Below are 24,886 nucleotides of genomic sequence, written 5' to 3'. Positions count from 1 at the left end.
AACATTCGCGTATTTGTCAATGCGTTTCACTGTCTCAGATGAGTGAATCAGCATGCTGGTCAGGTGGGGACGTATTCTCGAAACTACCTTCGTGAGCAGATAGAAGGAAGAGGTTAGTGTCGATTGCTGATCGAGCTGATTGAACCCGGTTTAATAGGTCTCGTCAGCCAGGTCACGGGCACGACGGCGTCTGCGACGACGGTGCAACCAGCGTTCGCCATCTTCGGCTTCGGAAAAAAAGGAACCGGAGAGCAGGCGATAGAAAAACAGCAGAATGAAGGCACCACCGGTGGCTGCCAGGAAACCGATCGAGCTGATCGGCGTGACGCGGGCTCCGTCCCAGAAAAACATCAGGGTGCCACAACCGACGACACTGCCGCCGATCCCCATCAGCATGGTACTGACGGCACCGCCTGGATCTTTTCCGGGCATGATCGCTTTGGCAGCCAGACCTACCAGAGTGCCAAAACCAACCCAGACTAACATCTCGTTGACTGCTTCCTGCAGAATCCGAGTCATATTCTCGTCAAACATGAAGACGGTCCTTCGTCGCTAAATGCTTTTTCATCTTGTGTTTAGGGGAGATTGTGTCTGTGAGCAGGTTGGCCCGGTGAAGAGAAGCACTTCTTACCCGACATAGTTATTATCGTCAAGACCGATCTCAAACTTGGGTTTCGAACCGTTTTACCAGAATTTGACTCAAGTTATTTGCCTTTTTGGGACGCATGGCGAGATTGGATTTAACGGGGCTCAACCACTGAGCCAGTCGTCCAGATGCTCCGCCACGAAGGCATCGTCATTCAGATGCGGGTAAGCTTCATAGATCCGATCGATCTCGGCCAACTGACCGGGGCCCAGGGTTTCCTGGGGATTCAGGCACCAGGTTCCCTCGAGCAGTCCCTGACGACGCAGCACTTCATGAATGCCGGGGATGCAACCCTGGAACCGGTTGGCGACGTCAAAGAAGACCGCGTTGCAGTCCGTTACTTCGGTGTTCAACTGCAGGATGGAAAGCGGAATGGCTTCGCCGCGGGACGCGATCTGTTGACATTCATCGAGAATTTCCACAGCACGACTGGTCCAGACAGCCCAGTGTCCGAGCAGGCCGCCCCGGATGCGGCGTTCGAGGGCATTCTCTCCCGAACGAAAGCGGAACGGCGTGACCAGGTCGAGCACGATGTTGTCATCGTTCCCCGTATACAGGGCGATATCTTCGCGGCCCGATTCTGCCACCGCGCGGATCACGTCCAGAGTGTGATAGCGGTTGAAGGGGGCCATCTTAATCGCAGCCACGTTTTCAATCTCACAGAACCGCCGCCAGAAGGAGTAGGGGAGCAGTCGTCCGCCCACGTCGGGTTGCAGATAGAATCCGAAGACGGGAATGATTTCAGCCACGGCGCGACAATGTTGAATCAGCGTCTCTTCATCCGCTTCCTTCAGAGCTGACAGGCTGAGCAGACCATAATGGTAGCCGGCCTCGCGGGCGATACTGGCTTCCCGGGTGGCCTGATCGGTGGGGCCACAAATCCCCGCGACGCGAATCAGGGGGACGCGCCGCGTCGCGTCGGCCCGATCCATCTCTTCGCTGGCCAGTTCCAGAACGGGTTGAAACAGATCGATACCCGGTTCGCGTATTTCAAACTGTGTGGTATGCACGCCGACTGCCAGTCCGCCTACACCACTGGCGATATAATAACGCGAGAGCGCCCTTTGCCGGCGTTCATCCAGTTGGCGGGAGGCATTCAGGGCCAGGGGATGTGCCGGGATGGCGGTTCCCTGTTGGAGTGTTTTCGTAATGATGGACGGGGTCACAGTTCGTTTGCATCCTGATTCAAAGCGAGGAGGTGATAGTCAGCTGTCTTTAGAATTTGCCGCTACGCGATTCAAAGTGAGTCGGCTTGCCCAGCAGGGGGCCGTCGGTTTGAATCCAGTGTGCGATCCAGTCGAATATCTGTTCGACATCCACCAGGGGGGCTCCGTACTTCTGATGACCATACTGGCCGTTATTCAGCAGGGCGTCCCGCGCTTCACTGCCTGTGAACTGAACCGGTTTTCCAAAGAGTTCCCCAAATCGTTCGCAGACCTCGCGCACTTTGAGGATCCGCGGACCGGCGACATTCAGGTAAGCCGGTGGGGTGGTGGCATCGGGTAGTGAGCAGAGCGTCATCGCATTCGCGTCACCCTGCCAGATCACGTTGACGTAACCCATGGAAACATCGATCGTCTGTTCCTGGTAGACCTGAAGTGCCAGGTCGACGAGTACACCGTAGCGGCACTCGGTGGCGTAGTTCAGGCGGATGATCGTCATTGGAATTTCCAGCGTGCGACTGAAATGCTCGAACATTCGTTCGCGACCCAGGCAACTCATCGCATACTCACCCACGGGATCGGGCTGATCGGTTTCGACCGAACCCGAGCCGTTCGCAGGGACGAGTCCGTAGATATTGCCCGTGGAAAATGCGGTGATGCGGCTGTTTCGGTACTTGTTACAGACCAGGGCAGGAAGATAGGTATTCATAGCCCAGGTCAGCGATTCGTTGCCCGTGGCGCCGAATTTCATGCCCGCCATGTAGATCACATTGGGAACGTCGGGCAGACTCTGGATGAAATCGCTATCGAGCAGATCTCCTTTGATCGTTTCAATGCCGAGGTCTTCCAGAGGCTGACGGCTCGATTCATCTGAAAAGCGGCTGACACCAATCACGCGGCGGGTGATTCCGGCGGCTTCATCCGCACGGAGGATCATCTGTGCCAGTGTTGGTCCCATTTTGCCTGCGATGCCCAGCAGAATCAGATCGCCGGGAGTCTGTTGCAATGCTTCCATCACGCCGGGGGTGGGGCGGCTGAGTAGTTCTTCGAGTTGTGCGACGTTCTCAATTGTTTCGGGAAATTCCTGAGGCATGGTGTCCCTGGGCGTTTGTGGTCGTGTGGGAGCGATATGAAATCGGGTTCAATATCTTAAGGTTCCTAAGCATTATGGCAGGTTTCTCCCGGAAATGGAAACGTACCGGAAATGCTTACAAATCAAAGCTCAATGCGGGGGAAGTTCGCAGGCTAGCAGTTGATCCCAGTCGGGTTGATCAGCCGAGTTCTGGGAAAAATGGCTGGCGACGATCTGCCCCTTGTCAAGAATCAGCGCTGCTCCCAGCTGTTGCACATCTTTACCGGGGATGCCTGGCAGATGGCCGGAGAGGATCGTGGTCTTGAAGCCGGACCACCAGATCGCAGGTCCGGCGACTTCAGAAAGCGTGCCGCGTTTGACCTGGAAGAGCTCATACAGTTTGCGCTCCGGATCACTGAAAGAGTGGACGTCCTGCAGTTGATAGCGGGCCAGCAACTGGCTTGCCTGTTGAGGTTCCATCATATGGACGATGGCGAGTTGCAGGCCGCGTTTGGTGAGTTCAGCGGACAGGGACTGCAGTTGGGCCAGAACCTCGCGACAGAAAGGGCAGCCGCCGTGCCTGAGGAACACGACGAGTACGGGGGCCTCATTGGAGAGGTCTGACAGCGTCCTGCCACGGGAGGAAGGGAACGCCGCGAGTGCTTCCTGAAAGGGGATCTGATCCATGATGCGCTCTTTGATTTGACACTGAGAGGTTTTCATTAACTGCTGAGTGCCAGTTTACCATAACGCGTTCGGATGTTCGCGGTGAAAGTCGTGGATTTGCTGTACCGTGTCTTCGACTTTTTCCAGATCGGTGTAGTACATCGCACTGGGATCGATCTGGTGTGCTTCCAGGTGTTCAATTTTCGCACGGATCTGCGGGACCCGGGCGATGCGGGGGAGTGCAACGAACCAGACCAGGCCAAGGGCACCGGTTACCAGTAAAAAGCTTGACCAGCGCCGGCGCAGACCGGCAGAGTCGTCTGGGGAATCAGATTTTGGACAATCGTGAGGCACTGGTACGCTGACTGATAGAGGCACTAAAAGAGTTCGCTGATCACTTCACCGTGATCTACGGCTATCGTAGGTCTTCCAGAGTGATCCGGGAAGTGCATTTCCGGATCCATGCCTAAAACACGGTAAATCGTATGATGAATATGACCGGGACGGACGGGACGGTCCGCAGGGGCATCACCCAGACGATTGGTGGCGCCGACAATCCGGCCCCCTTTGACACCTCCGCCGCCCAGCAGACAGAACATGGAGTTGCCCCAGTGGTCGCGGCCGGGCGTTCCCTGGCTTAATGGAGGTCCACCGTTGCCGCCATCGTTCATGCGGGGAGTGCGGCTGAATTCACCACACAACACGACCAGCACCTTTTCACTGAGACCACGTTGTGCGAGGTCTTCAAACAGAGCACTCACGGCCTGGTCGACGCGGGGGAGATAGCTTTCCATTCCGCTCTGCAGGTTCCAGTGATGGTCCCAGCCACCAAAGTGCACGGTGACGAAGGTGGTTCCCGCTTCCACCAGACGGCGGGCCAGCAGGACACTCTGTCCCCAGGTGTGGCGTCCGTATTGATCGCGGAGCTTTTCGTCTTCGGATTTAAGATCAAATGCGCGGCGGGCTTTTTCGCCAGTGACCATGTCATAAGCTTTCTGGTCCAGGCGATCCATGGAATCGAGCATGCCCGACTGGTCCACATCTCTGCGGAGGCGATCGAATGTTTTGAGCAGGTCTTTGCGGTCTTTGAGCCGCTGGAGTGAGAGCCCGTTAATGGGGCTCAGGTTCTGGACCTGGAAATTCTGGTTGTTGGGATCCGAGCCGGTTTCGAAGGGATCGTACTGCACGCCCAGGAAGTTGCCGCCGAAGTAGCCGGGACGCAATCCGATGCTCGATGCATAAGGGACGGAGACATAGGCCGGCATTCCCGGATCACGCGGACCAAGGACCTTGGTGGCCATTGAGGCGATGGACGGATTCCGACCGGGTGTGCTGCCACCGCTGACGCCTCCCCGTCCGGTGAGCATCCAGTGTCCGCCGGTAAAGTGGTCACCGGTATTATGATGTAGAGAGCGGACGACCGAGAACTTGTCCGCACATTTCGCCTGGAGCGGAAACAGCTCGGTGATGTCCATGCCGGGGACGTTGGTGTGAATCGGATTCCAGATGCCCCTGTATTCGCTGGGGGCTTCGGGCTTCATGTCATAGGTGTCGAGGTGGCTTGGTCCGCCATCGAGCCAGAGCAAGATGACGGAGGTGTCTTTCGCCGGGATGCCGTTCTGAGCTGCGTTTGCTTTCGCATGCAGGATCTGTGAGAGACTGGCCGAGCCCATGCCAGCCATACCGACCTGCAGGAAGTGACGACGGCTGAGACCGTCACAATATTTGCCGCTTTTGCCAAACTCGACACGGAACATAATTGCGCTCCAGAACGCGACTAAGAAATAAGTGGACGTTGATGTATTTTAGAATCCTCTCTCTGGTTTCGTCAATAAGGAAGCGCTCTGTTTCGAGTGAGAGAGCGGGAATCAGGGGGAGAGAGCAAACAACGAAGCAGGACGGTCAGCTGATGGCTGCGGATTTCTCTTTCGCCGCCCGATAAATTACGCCGTTGATCTCAGCCCCCATCATCAGAATCGCTCCGGTCATATACAACCAGACGAGTAACACAATGAATCCCCCCAGGGTCCCATAAGTTTCGTTGTAGTGTGCAAAATTTTCGACATACTCGCGAAAGCCCAGCAACATGACCACCCAGCTGACAACAACAAACAGGCTGCCCGGAGTGATGATGTTCCAGGGAAGTCTGACACTGGGAACGGCCCAGTAGATGACCGAGGTCGAAATCAGCATGAAGCCGCAGGCAACTGACCAGCGGGTACCGGCAGAGAGCAGGACATGCAGCCAGGGCATATCAAAATTTGACAGCAGCAGGCGGGCCATCGCGGGGCCGACCACCAGCAGAATCATGGCAAGTAACAACAGGAACAGCACAAAAAATGTCAGCAACAGGGAGAGTCCGCCCGCTTTGAGTAACTTTCTGCGATGATCGACTTCAAACACGGCATCCAGTCCTTTACCCATCGTGAGGAACAGGCGCATGCCCCCCCAGGATAAAAGGACCACGCCTCCCATGATCAGACTGAAGGTGGTTTTCTTCTGGATGTCAGCGATCTGGTCGAACAGGATTTGGGAGAGATCATGGGGCAGTCCCATATTGATGGCGTTTTCCATGCTGCGAATCAGGCCCTCGATCGGGAGTTGAGCTACGCAGCCGATCAGGACCATCAGCAGTGGGAAGAGCGTAAAGATGGCGTAATAGGCGAACTGTGCACTCTGGGCACTGAGGCGGTGCTGGTTGTAGCCGATAAAGGCACGTCGGACCAGATCCCAGGGAGTCAGGCCCCCTAATTTCCACATCGCGAGAAAGCCGATTTTACTCAGATCAAGTTGTTCGGATTTGTTCATGTCTATTTAATCTGTTCTATCACAACGGCTTACGACAACGCGAACCTCTGGCAGCTGAACGACAATAAAAATCGTTAAAATTCCTATAATCATTAAAGGTTAACATTGGGAAATGACGATCTCAGAGATAGAGGGTTCTCTCTGCAGGGGATCCTGCGACTGTCACTCCGCGAGTGACGACCACTTTTAAGAACTGAGATTGACCGGATTTTCCAAATGAATTCGTTACTGAAATTAAGTGTGGGTATTTTACTCTGTCTTCCTCTGACCGGCTGCGCCGGACCAGGTTATTACGATCCGTCGACCGGCATGGTCTGCGGTGGTGAGATGTACGGACCCACCAACTTTATGGATGATATCAAATGTTCGCTGTCAAAGCACCGCGCACAGCGGATGCAAAAGCTATGCTGCAATTCCTGTGATCCGTGCAATACCTGTGATCCCTGTGGTGGCTGCAATACCTGCGGTCCTTTTAAGAAGCATGGTTTTGGTAAGAAGTTCCCTTCCACTCTGGCTTCGGGAACCTTCAGCTATGGTGGCTGGGATGAAGGTCCCATGGAAACCTATCCCATGGAATCGTACCCCACGCCGAACTTCTCTTCCCAGTCCAACTGCCCGACCTGTGGTCCGCAGGGAGGACAGGGGCAGTACTATGAATCTCCGCAAACCTACGAAGGTGAGTATCAAGGTGATTACCACGGCGGATTCGTTCCGGAAGGACACGGTACTCCCTCTGGTCCTGCAACTGTGGTCCCTCAGAAGATTGCCCCTACGCCCGATCACGGACCTAAGGGAGCCATCCAGAAACCAGCGCCTGCACCTGCTGCCGAAGAGCCGATGTCTTCCGTTCCGCCTTCCATGCTGTATGCTCCGACCAACATTCCCAGCTCGGCTCAGCCCGGTCAGGGAGCCCGTCCGGTACGGTGGGTGCCAGCTCAGGTTCACTAAGCAGCCCCGGTGTGGAGCAGAAATCTCAGGTCGTCGATCAACAATGAACGTGCCGGCCTGAGTTGAGAACAGATCCGAAAGGGAAGGGACCCTGCCGTGCAGCGAACTGAAACTCCAATGCAGGGAACCGGTTCTCTGTCTGTTCGACTTCTGAACTGTCTGCTGGCATGCTTCATAGTGGTTCTGGTTTCTGCCAGGGCGACGGAGTGTCAGGCGGAACTTTACGAAGTAGGCCCCGATAAAAAGTATACTCTGCTGGAAAAAGTTCCCTGGGAGAGTCTTTCTCCGGGGGATGAGGTCCAGATTCACTGGCGGGCGCAGACTTATCGAAGTAAATGGGTACTCTGTCGCCGGGGGACGCAGGCGAAGCCGATTGTTATCAAAGGCATCCCCTCCGACAAAGGGGATCTGCCTGTCATCGATGGTCGGCGGGCCGTCACGCGACCGCAGCTCCGCTATTGGGGCGAACAGCGGGGGATCATCAAAATTGGTGGTGCCCGCGATCCAGCCGATACGATGCCCGCACACATTGTGATCGAAAACCTCGACATCCGCAGTGCGCGTCCCTCCTTCTTCTATTTCAGTTCGGACGGACTGCAGAAGTATTTTCAGAATGCCGCGGCGATCTTCATTGAAAAAGGGGAACACATTACGATCCGCAACTGCTTCCTGCACGATTGCGGCAACGGTCTGTTTATCGCCCCCGACTCAAAAGAGATCCTCGTCGAGAACTGTGCGATCTATCATAACGGGATCGCCGACAGCTATTACGAACACAACGTTTATACTGAAGCCGCCGGGATGATCTTTCAGGGGAACTACCTCGGTCCGCTTCGCGAAAACTGCCTGGGGAACAATCTCAAAGATCGCTCTGCCGGCCTGGTCGTGCGCTACAACTGGATTGAAAGCGGCAACCGTCAACTCGATCTGGTCGATGCCGAGGGCAGCGATACGATTCGCTTTGATCCACGCTACCGCTCTACCTATGTGTACGGCAATGTGCTGGTGAAACGCAAGGAAGATTCAAACACGCAGATGATTCACTACGGCGGCGACAGCGGCGACGAAGACAATTATCGCAAGGGGACATTGTTTCTCTACAACAACACGATGGTTTCCCGGCGGGCGTCCACTACGCTGGTGCGTCTGTCAACCGCGAGCGAACACCTGGACTGCCGGAATAACATTCTTTATACCTCGCATGATGGCAGCAGCCTGGCGATTCTTGATGAAGAGGGAACCGCGAGTCTGAGTCATAACTGGATCAAACGGGGCTGGAAAGCCGCGCACTCTACTCGCTTCGGCAAGGTCAGTGCGGAAGACGAAATCCATTCCGGTGCCGATCCGGGATTTCAGGACGAAGAGAAGAACCTGTTCTTCCTCACTGCCAAGTCCGCCTGCCTGAATAAAGCGGGCGCTCTACCGGAAGCTGTCAAAGCAAATTTCCCCGTAAAACAGGAGTTCAAAGGCCCCCGGGGAATGAAACAACGCCCCGCAGCATCGTTGAGTGACCTGGGGGCGCTGGAACGAGAATCCGAAGAGTAACCTCTGCTGTCTTTTGCTTAGCCTTTGTACTCGCGGGCAACTTCTACCAGGGTGCGAACCATGCAGCCGGTAGCGCCACCTTCACGGTGAGGCAGATTGGCTGAAGCGAAAGCCGGGCCTGCGATATCGAGGTGGACCCACGGGGTTTCGCTGACGAAGTTTTCCAGGAACTTGGCGGCGGTGATGGCACCACCCCAGCGAAGACCGACGTTTTTCAGGTCTGCAACGTCGCTTTTCAGCTGCTCGCCAAACTCGGGGAACATGGGCATTTCCCAGACCGATTCACCGGTGGTTTTGGCGGCGTCCTGAACCGCCTGAGACCAGGCCGGGGTGTTAGAGAAGACGCCGGTTACATCTTCACCCAGGGCGACGACACAGGCTCCGGTCAGGGTGGCGAGATCGATCAGATTCGAGGCCCCGCGGTCGACAGCCAGCGTGAGGACGTCGGCCAGAACCAGGCGTCCTTCGGCATCGGTGTTGAGAACTTCAATGGTCTTGCCGTTCCGGGCTGTGAGGACGTCACCCAGTTTGTAAGACGATCCATTGACCATGTTTTCCACGAGTCCCATGTAGCCCACGACATTCACGGGCAGCTTGAGGCGGGCAATCGCCGTCATCGCGCCGAGGACCGCGGCTGCACCACCCATGTCGCATTTCATGGTCTTCATGCCGTCACTGGGCTTGAGTGAAAGTCCGCCGCTGTCGAAGGTCACCCCTTTGCCGACCAGGGCCAGCGTAGGAGCGGAGGCAGCGCCGCCCTGATGTTTCAGAATCGCCAGGCGGGGAGGCTGATCACTGCCCTGGGCGACGGCCAGCATGGAGCCCATCTTTTCATCTGCCAGTTGTTTTTCGTCGAGGATCTCTGCTTCCAGGCCACATTCCTTCGCGACTTCCAAAACCTTGTCGGCAAAGCTGACCGGAAAGATATCGCCGGCGGGACGGTTGACCACTTCGCGTGCCAGGTTAACGGCTTCGCCCAGGATCGATCCCTCTGTGATCGCCTGCTGAACTTCAGCAGAGTCTGCGCCCGCGATCGACACTTCCTGGAAGGGGAAGCGGCCGGGTTCGGCCCGGTACAGGTCCTGTCCCACCGAACCGACGGTCATGGCGGTGCTGATCTGACGGGCGATCTGGGCTGCAGAGAGTGAGCTTTCTGACACTTCGGGGAGCAGGACCGCGGCGCGGATCTCTTTTTTAATTGAGATGGCACGGGCGGCGGTCATCAGGGATTTTTCCAGCGCTGCCAGCGAGAGGTCTTTTGCGGGGCCCAGTCCCGCCAGCAGGATGCGTGGGGTTTTGATGCCGCTTAATCCGAGCAGGGTGGCGGTCGACGCCAGTTTGCCGGTGAAGTCTTCAGCTTCGATCAGGCGGCTGATCTGGCCACCGATCGCTTCGTCCAGTTTTGAAACCTCAGCGGGGAGCGGGGCTGCCTCGGCCAGGGGAATAATCAGCCAGTCTGCTTCGATTGCGGAGAGTGCGTCATTCGTCAATTGTGTCGCCATCAGTTTTAAAATCCCTTTATCGTTGGAAAACATCAGATTAAGATGGGTGAATTCACAGCATAGCAAATCGGAAGGAAAAACCCAATGAGAGACATCAGGATCGCTGCCGTCCAGTTTGAACATCGTAACGGAGACAAGGCATATAATCTGCAGCGAATCCGTGAGCTGGCTCAACAGGCGGTCGACCAGGGGGCTGAGATTGTCAGCTTTCATGAATGTTGTATCCCCGCTTACACATTCGTGCAATCGTTCTCCAAAGAAGAACTGCTGGCGCTGGCTGAACCGGTGCCTTCCGGACCGAGTACACAGGAACTGATGTCAATCTCCCGGGAAGTCGGCGTGCCCATTCTGGCCGGCCTGTTCGAAGAGGATCAGGGGGACGTGTATAACACGTACGTCTGTGTTGATGGGGATGAACTGGTGGCCCGCTATCGCAAGCTGCATGCGTTTGTGAATTCGCATCTCTCTTCCGGCAGTGAATACGCGGTCTTCGATCTACGGGGGTGTCGTTGTGGGATCTTGATCTGCTACGACAACAACCTGATCGAAAACGTGCGGATGACAGCCATGCTGGGTGCCGAGATCATCTTTATGCCGCATGTGACCTGTTGCCTCCCATCGGTGATGCCCGGGCGGGGGCTCGTGGATCCGAAACTGTGGGAGAACCGGGAACGCGATCCGGTACGGCTGCGACAGGAATTTCAGGGGCCCAAGGGGAAAGGCTGGCTGATGCGCTGGCTGCCCGCGCGGTCTTATGACAACGGCGTGTATGCGATCTTCACGAACCCGGTCGGCATGGATGACCAGGAAGTCAAGCCGGGCCTTTCGATGATTCTCGATCCGTTTGGAGAGATCATCGCCGAGTGTACGAACCTCGGAGATGACATCGCGATCGCGTTGTGCACCGAGGAAAAACTGTCGCAGGCCAGTGGGCGACGTTACATCCGCGCCCGGCGTCCCGATCTGTACGGCAAGCTCGTGGAGCCTCCTGCGGAACCTCCCGTGACACAACCGGGGTGGGAGTTGAAGCCCTCCAGTTGAACGCGAATTATTTTTTCAGGGCCGGATCATCAAAGCCGGCTTCCGCGAAACCTTTGGCGCGGAGCTGGCAGGAGTCACAGTGACCGCAGGGCGTGCCATCGGGCAGCGGGTCGTAGCAGCTGTGGGTTAGGCCGTAATCGACGCCGAGTTCCATCCCTTTTTGGATGATCTCCGCTTTGGTGAGTGAAATCAATGGCGTATGCACCTTCCAGGTCCCGCCGTGTTCCACTCCCGATTTGGTGGCGAGGTTGGCCATTTTCTCGAACGACTCGATGAACTCGGGGCGGCAGTCGGGATAGCCGCTGTAATCGACGGCATTCACGCCGATGAACAAGTCGAAAGCATTCAATGTTTCGGCCCAGGCGAGTGCCAGCGAGAGGAATACCGTATTCCGGGCCGGGACGTAGGTGATGGGGATGCCGGCTTCCAGGTCATCATCCGAGCGGTCCTTGGGGACTTCGATGTCGGCGGTGAGTGCCGAGCCACCGAAGACACGCAGATCCAGCGGGAAAGTGACGAAGTGTTGTGCATCGAAAGCCTGACAGACTTTTTTCGCGGCGTCCAGCTCGTGACGGTGCCGCTGTCCGTAGTCGAAGGAGAGAGCATACAGTTCAAAACCGGCATCGGCGGCGATGGCCAGCGTGGTCGCGGAATCGAGACCGCCACTGACGAGCACAACGGCGCGGGGGGCAGCGGATGACATAAAAAAACACTCCTGCAGAGATCGTGCGCTTAAAAAGTGAAACCTAGCAGGAGTGGTAGACGGATGCAATCGCTGGGCTGAAATACACGCCTGATTTCTGGTTCCCAGGTTGAATTTCCGTAATCCGACTTAGAACAGGCCTTCGATCAGTTCACCAGCAGCGACTGGCGTGGGGCGGGCGAGCCGGGGGAAATAGGTCTGGTGGGCGTCGATGCCCAGCGCGTGATAAATGGAGGTGGCAAAGTCCTCGGGACGCCAGGGACGCGTGCTGGGCAGACTTCCATTGCGGTCGGTGGCTCCAATCACTGTTCCTCGTTGCACCGGTCCGCCTGCCATGAGGACACTACCTGCATTGGGATAGTGATCGCGGCCAGCGGTGGCGTTGATTTTCGGTGTGCGTCCGAATTCACCCATCGCGACAACCAGAGTTGTGTCGAGTAGTCCCCGCTCATCCAGGTCGTCCAGCAGAGCAGAGAGCGACATGTCCAGTTGAGGAACGTTTCCGGGGCCGGCATAGCTGTGCCAGCGTTTGCCTTTGGGCAGGTCTGCGGGCGGTTTGGAGAAGGTCATCATCGAATCGAAGAGCCAGCCGTGGTTATCCCAGGTGCCATTGGTTTTGGCATTGCCGAACAGGCCGCCCTGGACGGCCTGGTTGATCGTTACGAAGCGGGCTCCCGCTTCCACCAGGCGCCGGGCCAGCAGGACGCGTCGCCCGTAAATGTTATCGCCGTAGCGCTCGCGGGTCTGTATCGGTTCTTCTTCGAGGTTCACTGCTTTCTGCATTGCGCCGCTGGTCAGCATGGCGATGGCTTCGTCGGTGAATTTGTCGACCGATTCGAACTGCGAGTTCTGAATCTCCTGCAGGCGACTCAGGTTTTCCAGCTGCGAGAGCATTTCCAGGCGGTTTTCGAAACGGACCTGTGACAGGTTCAGGCCCCCCAGTTCCATTTCCGGTTTGCTGGGATCCCCTTTGAGATCGAAGGCGGAAAAAGCGGTGCCCAGGTAGCCGGGAGGATCGGTATATCGGGCGGCGACCGGCAGGCCCAGATGGGGTGGGACGCCGGGAACGCGGCTGCCGTACAGGGCCGAAACCAGACAACCAAAGTTGGGGAAATACTGTTTGCCCGTCGGTTTGAATCCACTGGCGACATGCTGAGAGCCGGTGCTGTGTGAGCCGCTCTTTCCCTGCCAGGAACGGATCAGCGCGACCTTGTCCATCCGTTGCGCCAACAGGGGGAGCTTCTCACAGATTTGAATGCCGGGTACGTTGGTGTCGATCGGTTTCCACGGGCCACGGATTTCGGCGGGGGCATCGGGCTTGGGATCAAAGGTCTCAAAATGACTCGGACCACCTGCCAGGAAGATGAAGATACAGGAGATGTCCTGCTTACCCGATTCTTTGCCGTCGGACTGTTTCGCCTGGAGTAACTGCGGCAGATTCAGGCCGAACAGACCGACGCCGATCTGCATCGCCTGTCGTCGATTCAGCAGGTGTGGCGCACACATGCCACCCGTAGTCATTTCAGTCATCACGCGGGCCCCCTGGAATGGCTGGGAGTGACGGAGAACTCAAGAGCTGTGGCTGATTATATCAACGAAAATGCATGTGATCCAGAGCAGTCGTGCTGTTGCCTGAAAATCAGATCAATCAGGGAAGGTTGGCCAGCATCGATGTCAGGGCCAGAATCCGGTAGTAATCGCGGGCGCCGGAATACTGATATCCGAAGGGGATGACCCGCGGGTTGTACATGCGGTCATAATTCCCGAAGCCGCGGTACTGCAGCGAGCCAAAGCGGAACGAGGGACGATAACCGTTGTAGTAAAAAGTGTGACCGCGATAAGGAGAACCGAACCAGTTGGAGCGAATCAGGTCACTATACATGTAGAGGGCCGGCACGGATTGCAGATTGGCAAAATAGCCGTTGGAGGCCAGGGGCCAGCTGCCGAAACCGTATTGGGCCGCCATCCGTTGAATGGAACGGTGCGGTGCTTTGCAGTGCTCGCATTCCTGCTCAGGAATCTGGGGAATGTCACGAGGCACAATCACGATGGTATCAGCAGTGTTCTCGGCTGAGGCTGTCTGCGTTTGCTGCAGGGGAACCTGAACTTTTTTTGTCGCATAGGAATTCAAGCCCGGGGCAGGAGTGATCTCGATGGTCCAGGTATCGGCCGAAGCGGCTTTGCCTGGTGCTTTGAGTTGCGGAGTCTTTTCTGTGTCCGTCAGTTTGGGTTTCGGGGCTTCAATTGCGGCCCGGCTAGATTGCAGCAGGCTGCCACTCAGCAGGGCGGCGCAGACGAGGGTTAGTGTCAGGTTCAGTTTCATGGCTCTTTGGAGGACTTCAGGTTATTGACTCGTGTTCAAAAGAGAGTGACTCAACTTTCCATCCTAGAGGGGCCTTTGGACCATTTACCAACATATTTCCCGCTGCGATGCGGAAAAAGGGATAAATTATGGCGTCATTCGGGCTCCGGGCGCGTGGGCGGCTTGATGGATGCTGTCTGGCAGATTACTCTGCCTATGCAGGGCTCTTTGAGAATGCGGAGCCCGAGCGAAACCGAACTATTTTAACGACTTGCAGTGGAGACAGACCGTGGCCGCAAAAGCCTGGGGAGGACGATTTCAACAGCAGACCGATGCCCGCGTTGAAGCGTTTACGGAATCAATCAGTTTTGACAGTCGGCTGGCGGCTGTTGATATCCAGGGCTCGCAGGCACACGCCCAGATGCTGGCCAAAGTGGGACTGATCACGGTTGACGAAAGCCGGCAGATCGTGGAAACGCTGGATCAGATCGGTGCCGAGATCGCTGACGGGAAATTCGAATTCCGTTTTGAACTCGAAGACATCCACATGCACATCGAAAGTGCGTTGATCGAACGGATCGGCGACATCGGTCGCAAACTGCACACTGGCCGCAGCCGGAACGACCAGGTATCGACCGACCTCAAGCTTTATACCCGGGGTGCCATCGAACGGGTTGACAGCCTGCTCAAGGATCTGCAGGTGGCGTTCGTCGAGCGTTGTGAGCGTGACGCCGATCAGGTGCTGCCCGGCTTTACTCACCTGCAGCGGGCACAGCCGGTCAAAGCCGCTCATTACTGGCTCGCTTACTGCGAGAAGTTCGACCGGGATCGTCAGCGACTGGCCGACTGTCTTACCCGTGTGAATGTTTCTCCGCTGGGCGGGGCGGCACTGGCGGGAAGCTCGTTGCCAATTGACCGGCACTTTACTGCGGAACTGCTGGAATTCACTGACGTAGCCCGGAACAGTCTGGATATCTCGAGTGACCGCGACTACCTGGCTGAATTCTGTTTCTGCATGGCGATGATCGCCACACACCTGAGTAACTGGGCCGAAGAATGGATCGCCTGGTTCTCGACTGAGTTCGGCTTCATCAAGCTGCCCGATGCCTTCACCACGGGGTCGTCCATCATGCCACAGAAGCGGAACCCGGATGTGCTGGAACTGATCCGCGGTAAGTCGGCCCGACCGATTGCCGATGTGCAGCAGACACTGGTGCTGTTAAAGGGTCTGCCGATGGCCTACAACCGGGACATGCAGGAAGACAAGCTGGCAATGTTCGACGCTTACGACACAGTCGCCGCCTGTCTGGAGCTGGCGGCTGCGATGGTCGAAGGGGCGGAACTGCAGGTCGAGACGATCAACGCCAAGCTGGAAGACGGCTTCCTCGATGCGACTGCCCTGATGGAGTACCTGATCAAAAAAGGAACGCCGATGCGGACCGGGCACGGGATCGTCGGGAAACTGGTGTCGCTGTGTGAATCGCGGAGTATCCGGCTGGCAGATTTGTCTCTGGAAGAACTGCAGCAGGCGTGTCCCGATATCGAAGAGGATATCTACCAGGTGCTGGGCGCCCGGAACGCGATGGCGGCACTCTGCAGCTTTGGTTCGGGGGGCGAAAAGCCGGTACAGGAGCAGACCGCTTACTGGAAAGAGAAGCTCGGTCTCTAAGTCAGACTGACTGGTGCCGACGAAGCAATGGTCATGAGAAATATCAAACTGACACTGGCTTATGACGGATCGGAATATGCGGGCTGGCAGGTCCAGCCGAACGGTGTTTCGGTCCAGAGCTGCGTGGAAGCGGCGATCGAAAAGCTGACACAGCAGAAAACCGGAGTACTGGTCGCGGGACGCACCGATGCCGGCGTGCATGCGCTGGGGCAGGTGGCCAGTTTTCAGACCGAGTCGAAGATTCCCTGCAAGAATCTCCAGACGGGGTTGCAGCGGTTTCTGCCGGACAGCATTTGTGTTCGGGAAGTGGCCGAGGTTGCTCCGGACTTTCACGCGACATACTCGGCGGTACAAAAGCGGTATCGCTATGTGATTCATAACAGCAGCGTCAGCTTTCCGTTTCTGAAGCGGTATGTCTGTGAGTTCGGGCGGCCGCTGGATGCGGAGCAGATGCATGTCGGGGGCCAGCATCTCTTAGGCAAACATGATTTCCGCTGCTTTGAATCGCATTTCCCGAACAAGGCGACAAGCATACGGACGGTGAAGGAACTGACGGTACAGCGGACTTCGGTCTGGCCGGTGTGGGGCGCGAATCCCGGGCTGTCACAAAGTGCCTCGAATTCGCCGGCGGAGTTTATTACGGTCGATATTGTCGCGGACGGCTTTCTGTACAATATGGTGAGGGCGATTGTGGGGACCCTGTTCGAGGTAGGCGTGGGACGCTGGTCTCCCGAGAAAGTGCGGGAGATTGTCGAGTCGATGGATCGTTCCCAGGCGGGAGCTACGGCGCCAGCGAGCGGTCTCTATCTGGTTCAGGTTGACTACGGCGACTGATTTTTTCAAAGTAGATTAATCCAGGCGTCCTGAATTGACGTTGAACCACTGACCGGTGATCGCCAACACGTGTTTTAATCAGACCAAAAGGGAATTATGAGTCCGCAACCACCGCCTCTGCCTCCGCATGATGCTGATGAGCCGATCTTTCTCGAAGAGCCGTTCGGGGAAGAAGGAGAGCGGATTGATGGCGAAAAGGGGCATATCTTCCCCTGCGAAGGCTGCGGGTCTGATCTGACTTTCGATATCCATACCCAGAAGCTGAAGTGCCAGCATTGCGGGTTTGAAAAAGTGATCGGCATCGATCCTGATAAGGAAATCGAAGAGCAGGATTTCTACGGGATGCTGGCCCATCTGCAGGAGCTGCGCGAACAGCAGTTAGATGTGGAAAACGAGGAAGAGCAGGAGGTCCGCTGCGAAAGTTGTGGGGCGACACTCCGCTTTGTCGGAACGCTGACCAGTTCGGAATGTCCCTACTGTGCCTCGCCGATTCAGCTGGATAAAGTGCACACCTCGGAGAAGCGGGTGCCCGTGGATGCGGTGCTGCCGTTCCAGGTGGATGAAGGTCGATCGCGGCTGAATCTCAAGGCCTGGGTGAAGTCACTCTGGTTTGCACCAAACGATTTTGTGGAGAAGGGGGCCGAAGGTCAGTTTCACGGCGTCTATCTGCCTTACTTCACTTTTGACAGCCTGACGAGCACCTATTACTCCGGACAACGGGGCGAATATTATTACGTGACGGTCGGGACCGGGAAGAATCGACGGCGCGAACGCAGGACCCGCTGGTATCCCGCCTCCGGCAACTTTCAGCGTTTCTTTGACGATGTGGTAATTCTGGCATCATGGGGACTGCCGCGACCGCTGATTCGGGCGCTGGAACCGTTTCCCATGCATCTATTGGTCCCCTTCAAACACGCGTATCTGGCGGGCTTTACGGCACGGACATACGATGTTGAGCTCAAAGACGGATTTGTGCTGGGGAAGCAGCGGATGGACGATGCCCTGTATTCGGAAGTCTGCAGCAGGATTGGCGGGGACACCCAACGGGTGGATACGGTGCAGAGCCAGTATGATGCGATTACCTATAAACATCTGCTGTTGCCTCTCTGGCTGATGAGCTACAAGTATAAAGGCAAACTGTACCAGGTGGCCGTCAATGCAGCGACGGGGGAAGTGAACGGAGAGCGGCCTTACAGCTGGATCAAAATTACGCTGGCCTGCCTGGCGGCTGCCCTGGGCATCGGCGGAGGCGCTTATCTGTTCAATCAATGATCGATTGGGTCCGGCAAGGATCGTGTTCGTCTGGGGTCAGAACGGGTAGAAATCGTCTATTTTCACAGGCTGTGACGCGCGGGAGCATCGCATTTGCGACGAGTCTTCAGAAATTGGAAACTGATGCCCTCAGTCGGTTGCCGATCCGGCAGTGTGGAGGTACAAAAAACAGAATAAATCTGCGAACTTCCACCTGGAGACAGGTTCACTGAGCCACATTCATAAGTTAAGGAGCGATAAAGAGATGAATCATCCGATTCGAGTTGCAGTTACCGGGGCAGCTGGCCAGATTGGTTACGCTATGTTATTCCGTCTGGCTTCCGGGCAGATCTTTGGCCCCGATCAGCCGGTAATCCTGCATCTGGTCGAAGTTCCTCCGGTTCTGTCCGCTCTGGACGGGGTGGAAATGGAACTGGAAGACTGTGCTTTCCCGACCCTGGCCGGTGTCGTTAAAGCAGACAGTGATCATCTGGAAGACGCTTTCGCTGACTGTAACTTCGTGATCTGCGTGGGCAGTGTACCGCGTAAAGCAGGTATGGAGCGGGGCGATCTGATCCGCGTTAACGGTCCGATCTTCACCAGCACCGGTCAGGCGATTCAGAACGCCGCTGCCGATGACGTGCGGGTTCTGGTTGTCGGAAACCCCTGTAACACGAACTGCCTGATCGCAATGGCCAATGCTCCCAAGGTTCCCCGCGATCGCTGGTACGCGATGACCCGTCTGGACGAAAACCGGGCCGTCACCCAGATCGCCAAAAAATCGGGTCAGCCTGTGACCGCAATCAAGAACATGAATATCTGGGGTAACCACTCCGCGACTCAGTTCCCGGACTTCTACCACGCGACCATTCACGGCACACCAGTTCCGGAAATCATCGAAGATCACGACTGGCTGCGGGGCGAGTTCATCGAAACCGTCCAGAAGCGTGGTGCGGCTGTGATCCAGGCCCGTGGTGCTTCCAGTGCCGCTTCCGCTGCGAATGCTGCCCTGGATACGATCAAGAGCATTATCACTCCTACCCCGCTGGGCGAAAGCTTCAGTGCTGCTGTCTGCAGCGATGGCAGCTACGGTGTGGATGAAGGTCTGATCTTCGGTTACCCGCTGACCAGCGACGGCAACACCTGGAAGATCGTCGAAGGCATCGAGCACGATGACTTCGCTATGGAGAAATTCAACGCGACCCTGCAGGAACTGCGGGAAGAGCGGGACGTCGTTCGCGACCTGCTGCCGGAGTAATTCGGTTTCGCGTTTCAGTCTTAGTGAAAGAGTCACGATCTCCCGGCGTGGCTCTTTCTCTTTTTACACTTACTGTTTTTTCTGAATTCTCGATGTGAGACGCTCATGCAGCCTGAAGAATTACGCCAAATCGATAACGAACACCTCTGGCATCCGTTTACCCAGATGCGGGGGCATCGTGCAGAAAACGTCCCCCTGATTGAATCCGGGGACGGGTTTTACCTGATCGACGTCGAAGGACGACGCTACCTGGATGGCGTCTCTTCACTGTGGTGTAACGTGCACGGGCATCGTGTGCCGGAACTGGATCAGGCAGTCCGGGATCAACTCGACCGCATCGCCCATTCCACGCTGTTGGGGCTGGGAAGTGTGCCCTCCATCGAGCTGGCGGGAGAGCTGGTTAAACGGGCGCCGGAAGGGCTGACCAAAGTCTTTTACTCGGACAGTGGCTCCACCGCAGTGGAGATCGCCCTCAAGATGGCGTTCCAGTATCACAATCAGAAGCCTAACCCCGATGCTCAGTCGCGGGATCTGTTCGCCTGCATGCAGCACGCTTATCACGGCGACACAATCGGTTCGGTGAGTGTGGGCGGGATTTCCATTTTCCACGAGATCTTCGGGAAGCTGCTGTTCCATTCGGTGCAGATGCCCTGTCCGGCGGCGTATCATCGTCCTGAAGGGATGAGCGAAGCTGACTATCACGCACACTGCTACGCGGAACTGGAACGACTGCTGGCAGAAAACCATACACGACTGGCGGCGTTTGTGATCGAGCCGCTGGTGCAGGGAGCCGCCGGCATGCAGATGCATCCGCCCGGTTATCTGAAACGGGTACGGGAACTCACGACCCGCTATGGCATTCCGTTGATTGCTGACGAAGTGGCAGTCGGACTGGGACGCACGGGGACCATGTTCGCCTGCGAGCAGGAAGGGGTGACGCCCGATTTCCTCTGCCTGGCCAAAGGGATTACAGGCGGCTATCTGCCCCTGGCGGTGACGATGACTACCGATGAAATCGCGGCTGCCTTTGAAGGTGAGCATACCGACTACAATGCGTTTTACCACGGGCATACTTACACCGGGAACGCCCTGGCCTGTGCGGCCGCTCTGGCGACGCTGGAGCTGTTCGATTCTCAGAACACGCTGGAGAATGTGAAAGCGAACGAACAGATTCTCGCAGAACGGCTGGCGGAGTTGAAAGACCATCCGCACGTGGGAGAAGTTCGTCACAAAGGGACGATGGTGGGGATCGAACTGGTGGCGAACCGGGAAACCCGGGAAGCCTTTCCTGCCGACCGCCGCATGGGACACCAGGTGACCCTGGCAGCGCGTGAGCAGGGTGTTATCATTCGACCTCTGGGAGACGTGGTGATTCTGATGCCAGCGCCAGGCATGCCGGCCGCGCAGATCCACGAGTTGTGCGATGTGGTGTTTGCGGCCATCGATAAAGCAATCAGCCTGCAGGTAGCCTGATCAGGGTTTGTCAGAGTCGGGGTCGGGTTTGCCGGGCTTATCGGTTGAGTCTGAATCCGCCTGCTCTCCGAGCTGTTTGAGCACCTCGCCGATATCGACGGTTTTGATGTTTTTCAGATCGTCCATCGACATGTCGGGACGTTCCATCAGCTTGGCCGTCTTGCTGCGGGCAAATTCCTGGTCGTTGATGGTGAAACGCCAGATCAGAAAAGCGAGGGTGATGCTGATCACCAGAAACAGAATGACGATGTATTTCACGGCTCCGGAAGAGCTGGGAGCCTGTGGCGTCTCGGAGGCAAGGAACCAGCGGATCTGGCCTGCAATCAACAGGGGCGCCGTCTGCAGCTTACCTGCCTGAGAGGGGTAGCCGTACTTCTTGAAATAATAACCTGTGATCTGGACGGAAGGCATCTCCTGGAGATCAGGACCGGTGGGAATCCCCTCGGGTAACTGCGTGCAGAGAAATCGCCAGGGATGGGTGCCCGAATCTTTGGAAAAGAACCAGCCTTCGTAGAGGGTTTTGATGCCGAACTTATTCTCTTCCGGCTTGAGAGGCACCAGGCGTTTGAGCTGACCTTTGACGGTCATCAGTTCGCCCCGGTATTTACTGGACTCGTTCATGAGCACGACGAACGGAGGTGCGGGTTCGGCGGAGCGTTCGAGGACGTTCTGCGGAATCGACGCTGCTTTCGCGAGGAGATAATACAGGGCATTGGCTTCATAGGGCCGGATGCCCGAAACACTGTCGGTGACCTGTTTGAGCAGACGAGGATCGACGCGAACGTCGTATTCGCCGTTTTCCAGCTGCGGATTGACCGACTCGGGGATATCCACTTCCGGTTCCGGCTGGGAGCGGAACTCGCCCGGTCTGAGGGCTGAGTCTTCTTTGACGTTGTAATCGACGTCGCGATCGGGATCGAGTTGTTGCTCTCCCTGACGCTGCTCTGTCGGGGGACCGGTGAGCCAGTACCAGGTTGATTCGCGGGAGGCGTAGAGGATCGCCAGCAGGATCACTCCGAGGGCGGCCACCAGGCGAAAGAGCCGGACCTGGTCCCGGCGACTGAAGTAAGAGGGCGTTGAAGATCGATTGTGAAATCGCATGCAGAAACGCCCTTTCTTGAGTTAAGTTCCCGTTGGCAGGCAGGCATTCGACAGTCAGACTCTGAAGTGTCAAATGCTGCCCTGTTCAATGTTTACTTTCGTTTCGGTCGGTACATGTGAGTCGCCTGACCGAGGAAGCTTTCAGCGGCTTCCATCAGGGTTTCCGAGAGAGTCGGGTGAGCGTGAATGCTCTCGGCGACATCTTCGGCGACGGCAGCCATCTCAACGGCCAGCACCCCTTCGGCGATCAGTTCGCCTGCGCCCGGACCGACAATGCCGACACCGAGTACGCGTCCTTTTTTCTTATCGAAAATGATTTTGGTGAGCCCTTCCGTGCGGGCCAGGGTCTGAGCACGACCGGAGGCGGCCCAGGGGAAGCGGGTGATTTCGACATCCAGTCCCTGATCTTTCGCTTCCTGTTCAGTGACGCCACACCAGGCCAGTTCCGGATCGGTGAAGACGACCGCGGGAATCGCGATGTTATCGAATTCGGCTGGTTCACCGGCGATGGTTTCCACGGCGACTTTGGCTTCGCGGGTTGCTTTGTGAGCCAGCATCGGTTCGCCGGCGATATCACCGATGGCGAAGATGTGGGATTCGGCGGTCCGCTGATTGGAATCGTTCTTGATGAAACCACGCTCGTCGAGTTCGAGCTTTGTGTGTTCCAGTCCGATGCCTTTGTTGTTCGGACGTCGGCCGATCGAGATCAGCACGCGGTCGAAGGTCTGCTGTGGCTCGACTCCTTCACCGCTCAGGTCAGCGACGATGCCGTCATCGGTGGGAGTCAGTTTTTCGACCTTGGTATTCAGGTGAATGGCAGCAAAACTTTCCTGGAGTCGTTTCTGCAACGGTTTGACCAGATCGCGGTCGGCCCCGGGGAGCAGGCCGCCTGTCATTTCAACGACAGTGACTTCTGAACCCAGGGCGGCGTAGACGCTGCCCATTTCCAGGCCGATGTAGCCGCCGCCGACAACCAGCAGTTTTTCGGGGATGTCGGCCAGTTCCAGGGCTCCGGTGGAATCCATGATCCGGGGATCATCAAGATCGAAGACCGGGGGAACCGCGGGGGAAGAACCGGTGGCAACGATGGCATACTTGAAGCCGATTGCTTCCGTGGTGCCGTCGTGTCTGGTGACTTCGACGGTGTGAGAATCTTTGAAGCGACCGAAGCCTTTGACGATTTCGACATTGCGGGCTCCTGCGAGTTGTCCGATGCCGCCGGTCAGCTGGGTGACGACTTTCTCTTTGAATTCGCGAAGCTTGTCGAGGTCGATCTTCGGTTTTTCGAAGGTGATGCCCCAATCAGAGGATTCCCTGGTTTCGTTGATCAGCTTGGCCACGTGCAGCAGCGCCTTGGAAGGGATGCAGCCCCGGTTCAGGCAGACGCCGCCGGGGGCGACGTCGTCGTTGACCATGATGACTTTGAACCCTTTGTCGGCGGCGTCAAACGCTGCCGGGTAACCGCCGGGACCACCGCCGATGACAACAATATCGGTTTCTCTGGTTGCAGATCCAGACATAATGTGCATTAACTTTCTTTGTCTATTGATGCTTTAACGTGGTAGCAATGTCTCGGGGCTTAGCAGTCGACCAGCAGGTTGAACGGATCAGACAGCAGGCCGGAGAGTCGCACGATGAAGCGTGCAGCGTCGGCACCGTTGATCACCCGGTGATCGTAGGAAAGCGACAGGGGCAGCATGAGCCGCGAAACCGGTTTGTCGTCGATCAGCTGGAATTCATGGCGTGAGCGGGACATGCCCAGAATGGCGACTTCGGGATAGTTCACAATCGGTGTGAACGAGGTACCACCGAGGCCACCCAGGTTGGTGATGGTGAAGGTGCCGCCCTGCATGTCACTCATTTCCAGTTTACGATCACGGGCCTTGACGGCCAGTTCGTTCATTTCATTGGCAATGGTGATGATGTTTTTCTTATCAACATCTTTGACCACGGGAACAACCAGGCCGTTTTCGGTATCGACGGCGACGCCGATATTGATGTACTGCTTGTAGATGATCTCTTCTGTTTCCGTATCGAAGCTGGAGTTGAAGACGGGGAACTCGTGCAGCGCGATGGCGATGGCTTTCATCGCCAGGGCGGTCATGGTGACCTTGGGACCGGAGTACTTGGGTTTGGAGATAAAGAGCTTACGGGCCGTTTCCAGATCGGTGATGTCCGCCAGGTCATGTTGAGTGACGTGGGGCACGACCTGCCAGGAAAGACTCAGGTTCTGGGCAGAAACGCGTGAGAGCTTGTTGAGCTTCTTGCGTTCGATTTCGCCGAACTGACTGAAGTCGGGCAGGGGCGGTACAGCAATGCCACCACCGCCGCCTGAGGAACCGCCGTTGGCGATCAGGTTCTTGACGTAGTTTTCGACATCTTCCTGAGTGATACGACCACCGGGGCCGGAGCCGGCGACCTTATAGAGATCGACACCCAGTTTGCGGGCCATTTTCCGGGTCGCGGGACCTGCCGGTGCAGGAGCTTTGTCGTCGGAAGATCCGGCAGCCGGTTGAGGCTGCGACTTGGCAGGTGCAGACAGTGTCGGTTCCGGTTTGCTTTCCGCTGCGGGAGCCGATTTGGATTCTGCCGGTTCTGGCTTTTCCTCTTTTGCTTCAGCTGGCGCTTCTGCTTTGGCTTCTTCCTTAGCAGGAGCTGCGCCATTGGATTCATCAATGGAGAGCAGCACGGTGCCGATTGCGACGGAGTCCCCTTCGGAGACATTCAGTTCTTTGATCACGCCTGCATAAGGAGATTCAAGAGGGACGACCGCTTTGTCGGTCTCGATGTCCATCAGGAGCTGTCCCTGTTCGACGGTATCGCCGACGGCAACAGAGATCTGTCCGACATCGGCGGTTTCCACGCCCTCGCTTACTTCTGGAAGTTTAAATTCAGTAGCCATGT

General features: G+C 56.7%; 22 protein-coding genes. 8 read left to right on the top strand and 14 right to left on the bottom strand.

All coding sequences use genetic code 11. The annotated features are described in order from the left end of the window. Positions 1-150: 150 nt before the first annotated feature. The 7 genes from HG66A1_RS17645 to HG66A1_RS17615 all read right to left on the bottom strand — a co-directional run bounded on the left by HG66A1_RS17645 (position 151) and on the right by HG66A1_RS17615 (position 6,355). Positions 151-534: a GlsB/YeaQ/YmgE family stress response membrane protein gene (locus HG66A1_RS17645; RefSeq protein ID WP_145186784.1), complete on the bottom strand. Its 384-nt coding sequence runs from the start codon at positions 532-534 to the stop codon at positions 151-153. 216 nt (positions 535-750) lie between these two features. Further along, positions 751-1,812, bottom strand: a complete 1,062-nt coding sequence (locus tag HG66A1_RS17640) for a dihydrodipicolinate synthase family protein (protein ID WP_145186781.1) — start codon at positions 1,810-1,812, stop codon at positions 751-753. Between the two features lie 49 nt (positions 1,813-1,861). Further along, positions 1,862-2,902: an NAD-dependent epimerase/dehydratase family protein gene (locus HG66A1_RS17635; protein ID WP_145186778.1), complete on the bottom strand. Its 1,041-nt coding sequence runs from the start codon at positions 2,900-2,902 to the stop codon at positions 1,862-1,864. A gap of 129 nt (positions 2,903-3,031) precedes the next feature. Then, positions 3,032-3,568, bottom strand: a complete 537-nt coding sequence (locus HG66A1_RS17630; protein WP_197996643.1) for a SelL-related redox protein — start codon at positions 3,566-3,568, stop codon at positions 3,032-3,034. Positions 3,569-3,622: 54 nt separating this feature from the next. Continuing rightward, entirely contained in the window at positions 3,623-3,901 is a 279-nt protein-coding gene (locus HG66A1_RS17625; RefSeq protein ID WP_232106605.1) for a hypothetical protein, read from the bottom strand. Between the two features lie 23 nt (positions 3,902-3,924). Then, positions 3,925-5,304, bottom strand: a complete 1,380-nt coding sequence (locus tag HG66A1_RS17620; protein ID WP_145186769.1) for a DUF1501 domain-containing protein — start codon at positions 5,302-5,304, stop codon at positions 3,925-3,927. A gap of 145 nt (positions 5,305-5,449) precedes the next feature. Continuing rightward, positions 5,450-6,355 (bottom strand): YihY/virulence factor BrkB family protein, encoded by a 906-nt coding sequence (locus HG66A1_RS17615; protein WP_145186766.1) that lies wholly within the window; start codon positions 6,353-6,355, stop codon positions 5,450-5,452. Positions 6,356-6,571: 216 nt separating this feature from the next. On the opposite strand from HG66A1_RS17615, the gene HG66A1_RS17610 reads away from it, so the two are divergent. After that, positions 6,572-7,303, top strand: coding sequence for a hypothetical protein (locus tag HG66A1_RS17610; protein WP_145041754.1), 732 nt, complete (start codon positions 6,572-6,574; stop codon positions 7,301-7,303). A gap of 96 nt (positions 7,304-7,399) precedes the next feature. Further along, positions 7,400-8,848, top strand: a complete 1,449-nt coding sequence (locus tag HG66A1_RS17605) for a right-handed parallel beta-helix repeat-containing protein (RefSeq protein WP_232106604.1) — start codon at positions 7,400-7,402, stop codon at positions 8,846-8,848. Between the two features lie 17 nt (positions 8,849-8,865). Here HG66A1_RS17605 and HG66A1_RS17600 read toward each other — a convergent pair whose 3' ends face one another. After that, entirely contained in the window at positions 8,866-10,350 is a 1,485-nt protein-coding gene (locus HG66A1_RS17600) for a leucyl aminopeptidase (protein WP_145186763.1), read from the bottom strand. Positions 10,351-10,434: 84 nt separating this feature from the next. Here HG66A1_RS17600 and HG66A1_RS17595 point away from each other — a divergent pair, with 84 nt between their 5' ends. Continuing rightward, the gene (locus HG66A1_RS17595) at positions 10,435-11,391 is read left to right on the top strand and encodes a nitrilase family protein (protein WP_145186760.1); all 957 of its coding nucleotides are present in this window, start codon (positions 10,435-10,437) and stop codon (positions 11,389-11,391) included. A 7-nt stretch (positions 11,392-11,398) separates the two neighbouring features. On the opposite strand, the gene queC is transcribed toward HG66A1_RS17595, so the two are convergent. The 3 genes from queC to HG66A1_RS17580 form a co-directional block, all read right to left on the bottom strand. After that, positions 11,399-12,094: a 7-cyano-7-deazaguanine synthase QueC gene (gene queC / locus HG66A1_RS17590; RefSeq protein WP_145186757.1), complete on the bottom strand. Its 696-nt coding sequence runs from the start codon at positions 12,092-12,094 to the stop codon at positions 11,399-11,401. 129 nt (positions 12,095-12,223) lie between these two features. Continuing rightward, positions 12,224-13,624 (bottom strand): DUF1501 domain-containing protein, encoded by a 1,401-nt coding sequence (locus HG66A1_RS17585; RefSeq protein ID WP_145186754.1) that lies wholly within the window; start codon positions 13,622-13,624, stop codon positions 12,224-12,226. A gap of 118 nt (positions 13,625-13,742) precedes the next feature. Further along, entirely contained in the window at positions 13,743-14,417 is a 675-nt protein-coding gene (locus HG66A1_RS17580; RefSeq protein ID WP_145186751.1) for a hypothetical protein, read from the bottom strand. 268 nt (positions 14,418-14,685) lie between these two features. Here HG66A1_RS17580 and argH point away from each other — a divergent pair, with 268 nt between their 5' ends. The 5 genes from argH (at position 14,686) to bioA (ending at position 20,881) form a co-directional block, all read left to right on the top strand. Continuing rightward, a complete protein-coding gene (gene argH, locus HG66A1_RS17575) occupies positions 14,686-16,065 on the top strand; it encodes an argininosuccinate lyase (protein WP_145186748.1) in 1,380 nt (459 codons plus the stop codon). Positions 16,066-16,098: 33 nt separating this feature from the next. Continuing rightward, a complete protein-coding gene (truA, locus tag HG66A1_RS17570; RefSeq protein ID WP_197996642.1) occupies positions 16,099-16,899 on the top strand; it encodes a tRNA pseudouridine(38-40) synthase TruA in 801 nt (266 codons plus the stop codon). A gap of 96 nt (positions 16,900-16,995) precedes the next feature. Beyond that, the gene (locus HG66A1_RS17565; RefSeq protein ID WP_145186741.1) at positions 16,996-18,171 is read left to right on the top strand and encodes a hypothetical protein; all 1,176 of its coding nucleotides are present in this window, start codon (positions 16,996-16,998) and stop codon (positions 18,169-18,171) included. 244 nt (positions 18,172-18,415) lie between these two features. Beyond that, the gene (locus HG66A1_RS17560) at positions 18,416-19,408 is read left to right on the top strand and encodes a malate dehydrogenase (protein WP_145041745.1); all 993 of its coding nucleotides are present in this window, start codon (positions 18,416-18,418) and stop codon (positions 19,406-19,408) included. Between the two features lie 105 nt (positions 19,409-19,513). Next, positions 19,514-20,881, top strand: a complete 1,368-nt coding sequence (bioA, locus tag HG66A1_RS17555; protein WP_145186739.1) for an adenosylmethionine--8-amino-7-oxononanoate transaminase — start codon at positions 19,514-19,516, stop codon at positions 20,879-20,881. On the opposite strand, the gene HG66A1_RS17550 is transcribed toward bioA, so the two are convergent. The 3 genes from HG66A1_RS17550 to HG66A1_RS17540 form a co-directional block, all read right to left on the bottom strand. Beyond that, complete coding sequence (locus HG66A1_RS17550; RefSeq protein ID WP_145186737.1) at positions 20,882-21,982, bottom strand: hypothetical protein; 1,101 nt, start codon at positions 21,980-21,982, stop codon at positions 20,882-20,884. A 92-nt stretch (positions 21,983-22,074) separates the two neighbouring features. Further along, positions 22,075-23,502, bottom strand: coding sequence for a dihydrolipoyl dehydrogenase (lpdA, locus tag HG66A1_RS17545; protein ID WP_145186734.1), 1,428 nt, complete (start codon positions 23,500-23,502; stop codon positions 22,075-22,077). Between the two features lie 59 nt (positions 23,503-23,561). Then, a complete protein-coding gene (locus HG66A1_RS17540; RefSeq protein WP_145186731.1) occupies positions 23,562-24,884 on the bottom strand; it encodes a 2-oxo acid dehydrogenase subunit E2 in 1,323 nt (440 codons plus the stop codon). Between the last annotated feature and the right edge of the window lie 2 nt (positions 24,885-24,886).

The sequence above is a fragment of the Gimesia chilikensis genome, assembly GCF_007744075.1.
Taxonomy (GTDB): domain Bacteria; phylum Planctomycetota; class Planctomycetia; order Planctomycetales; family Planctomycetaceae; genus Gimesia; species Gimesia chilikensis_A.
This window is presented reverse-complemented; position numbering and strand designations above follow the sequence as displayed.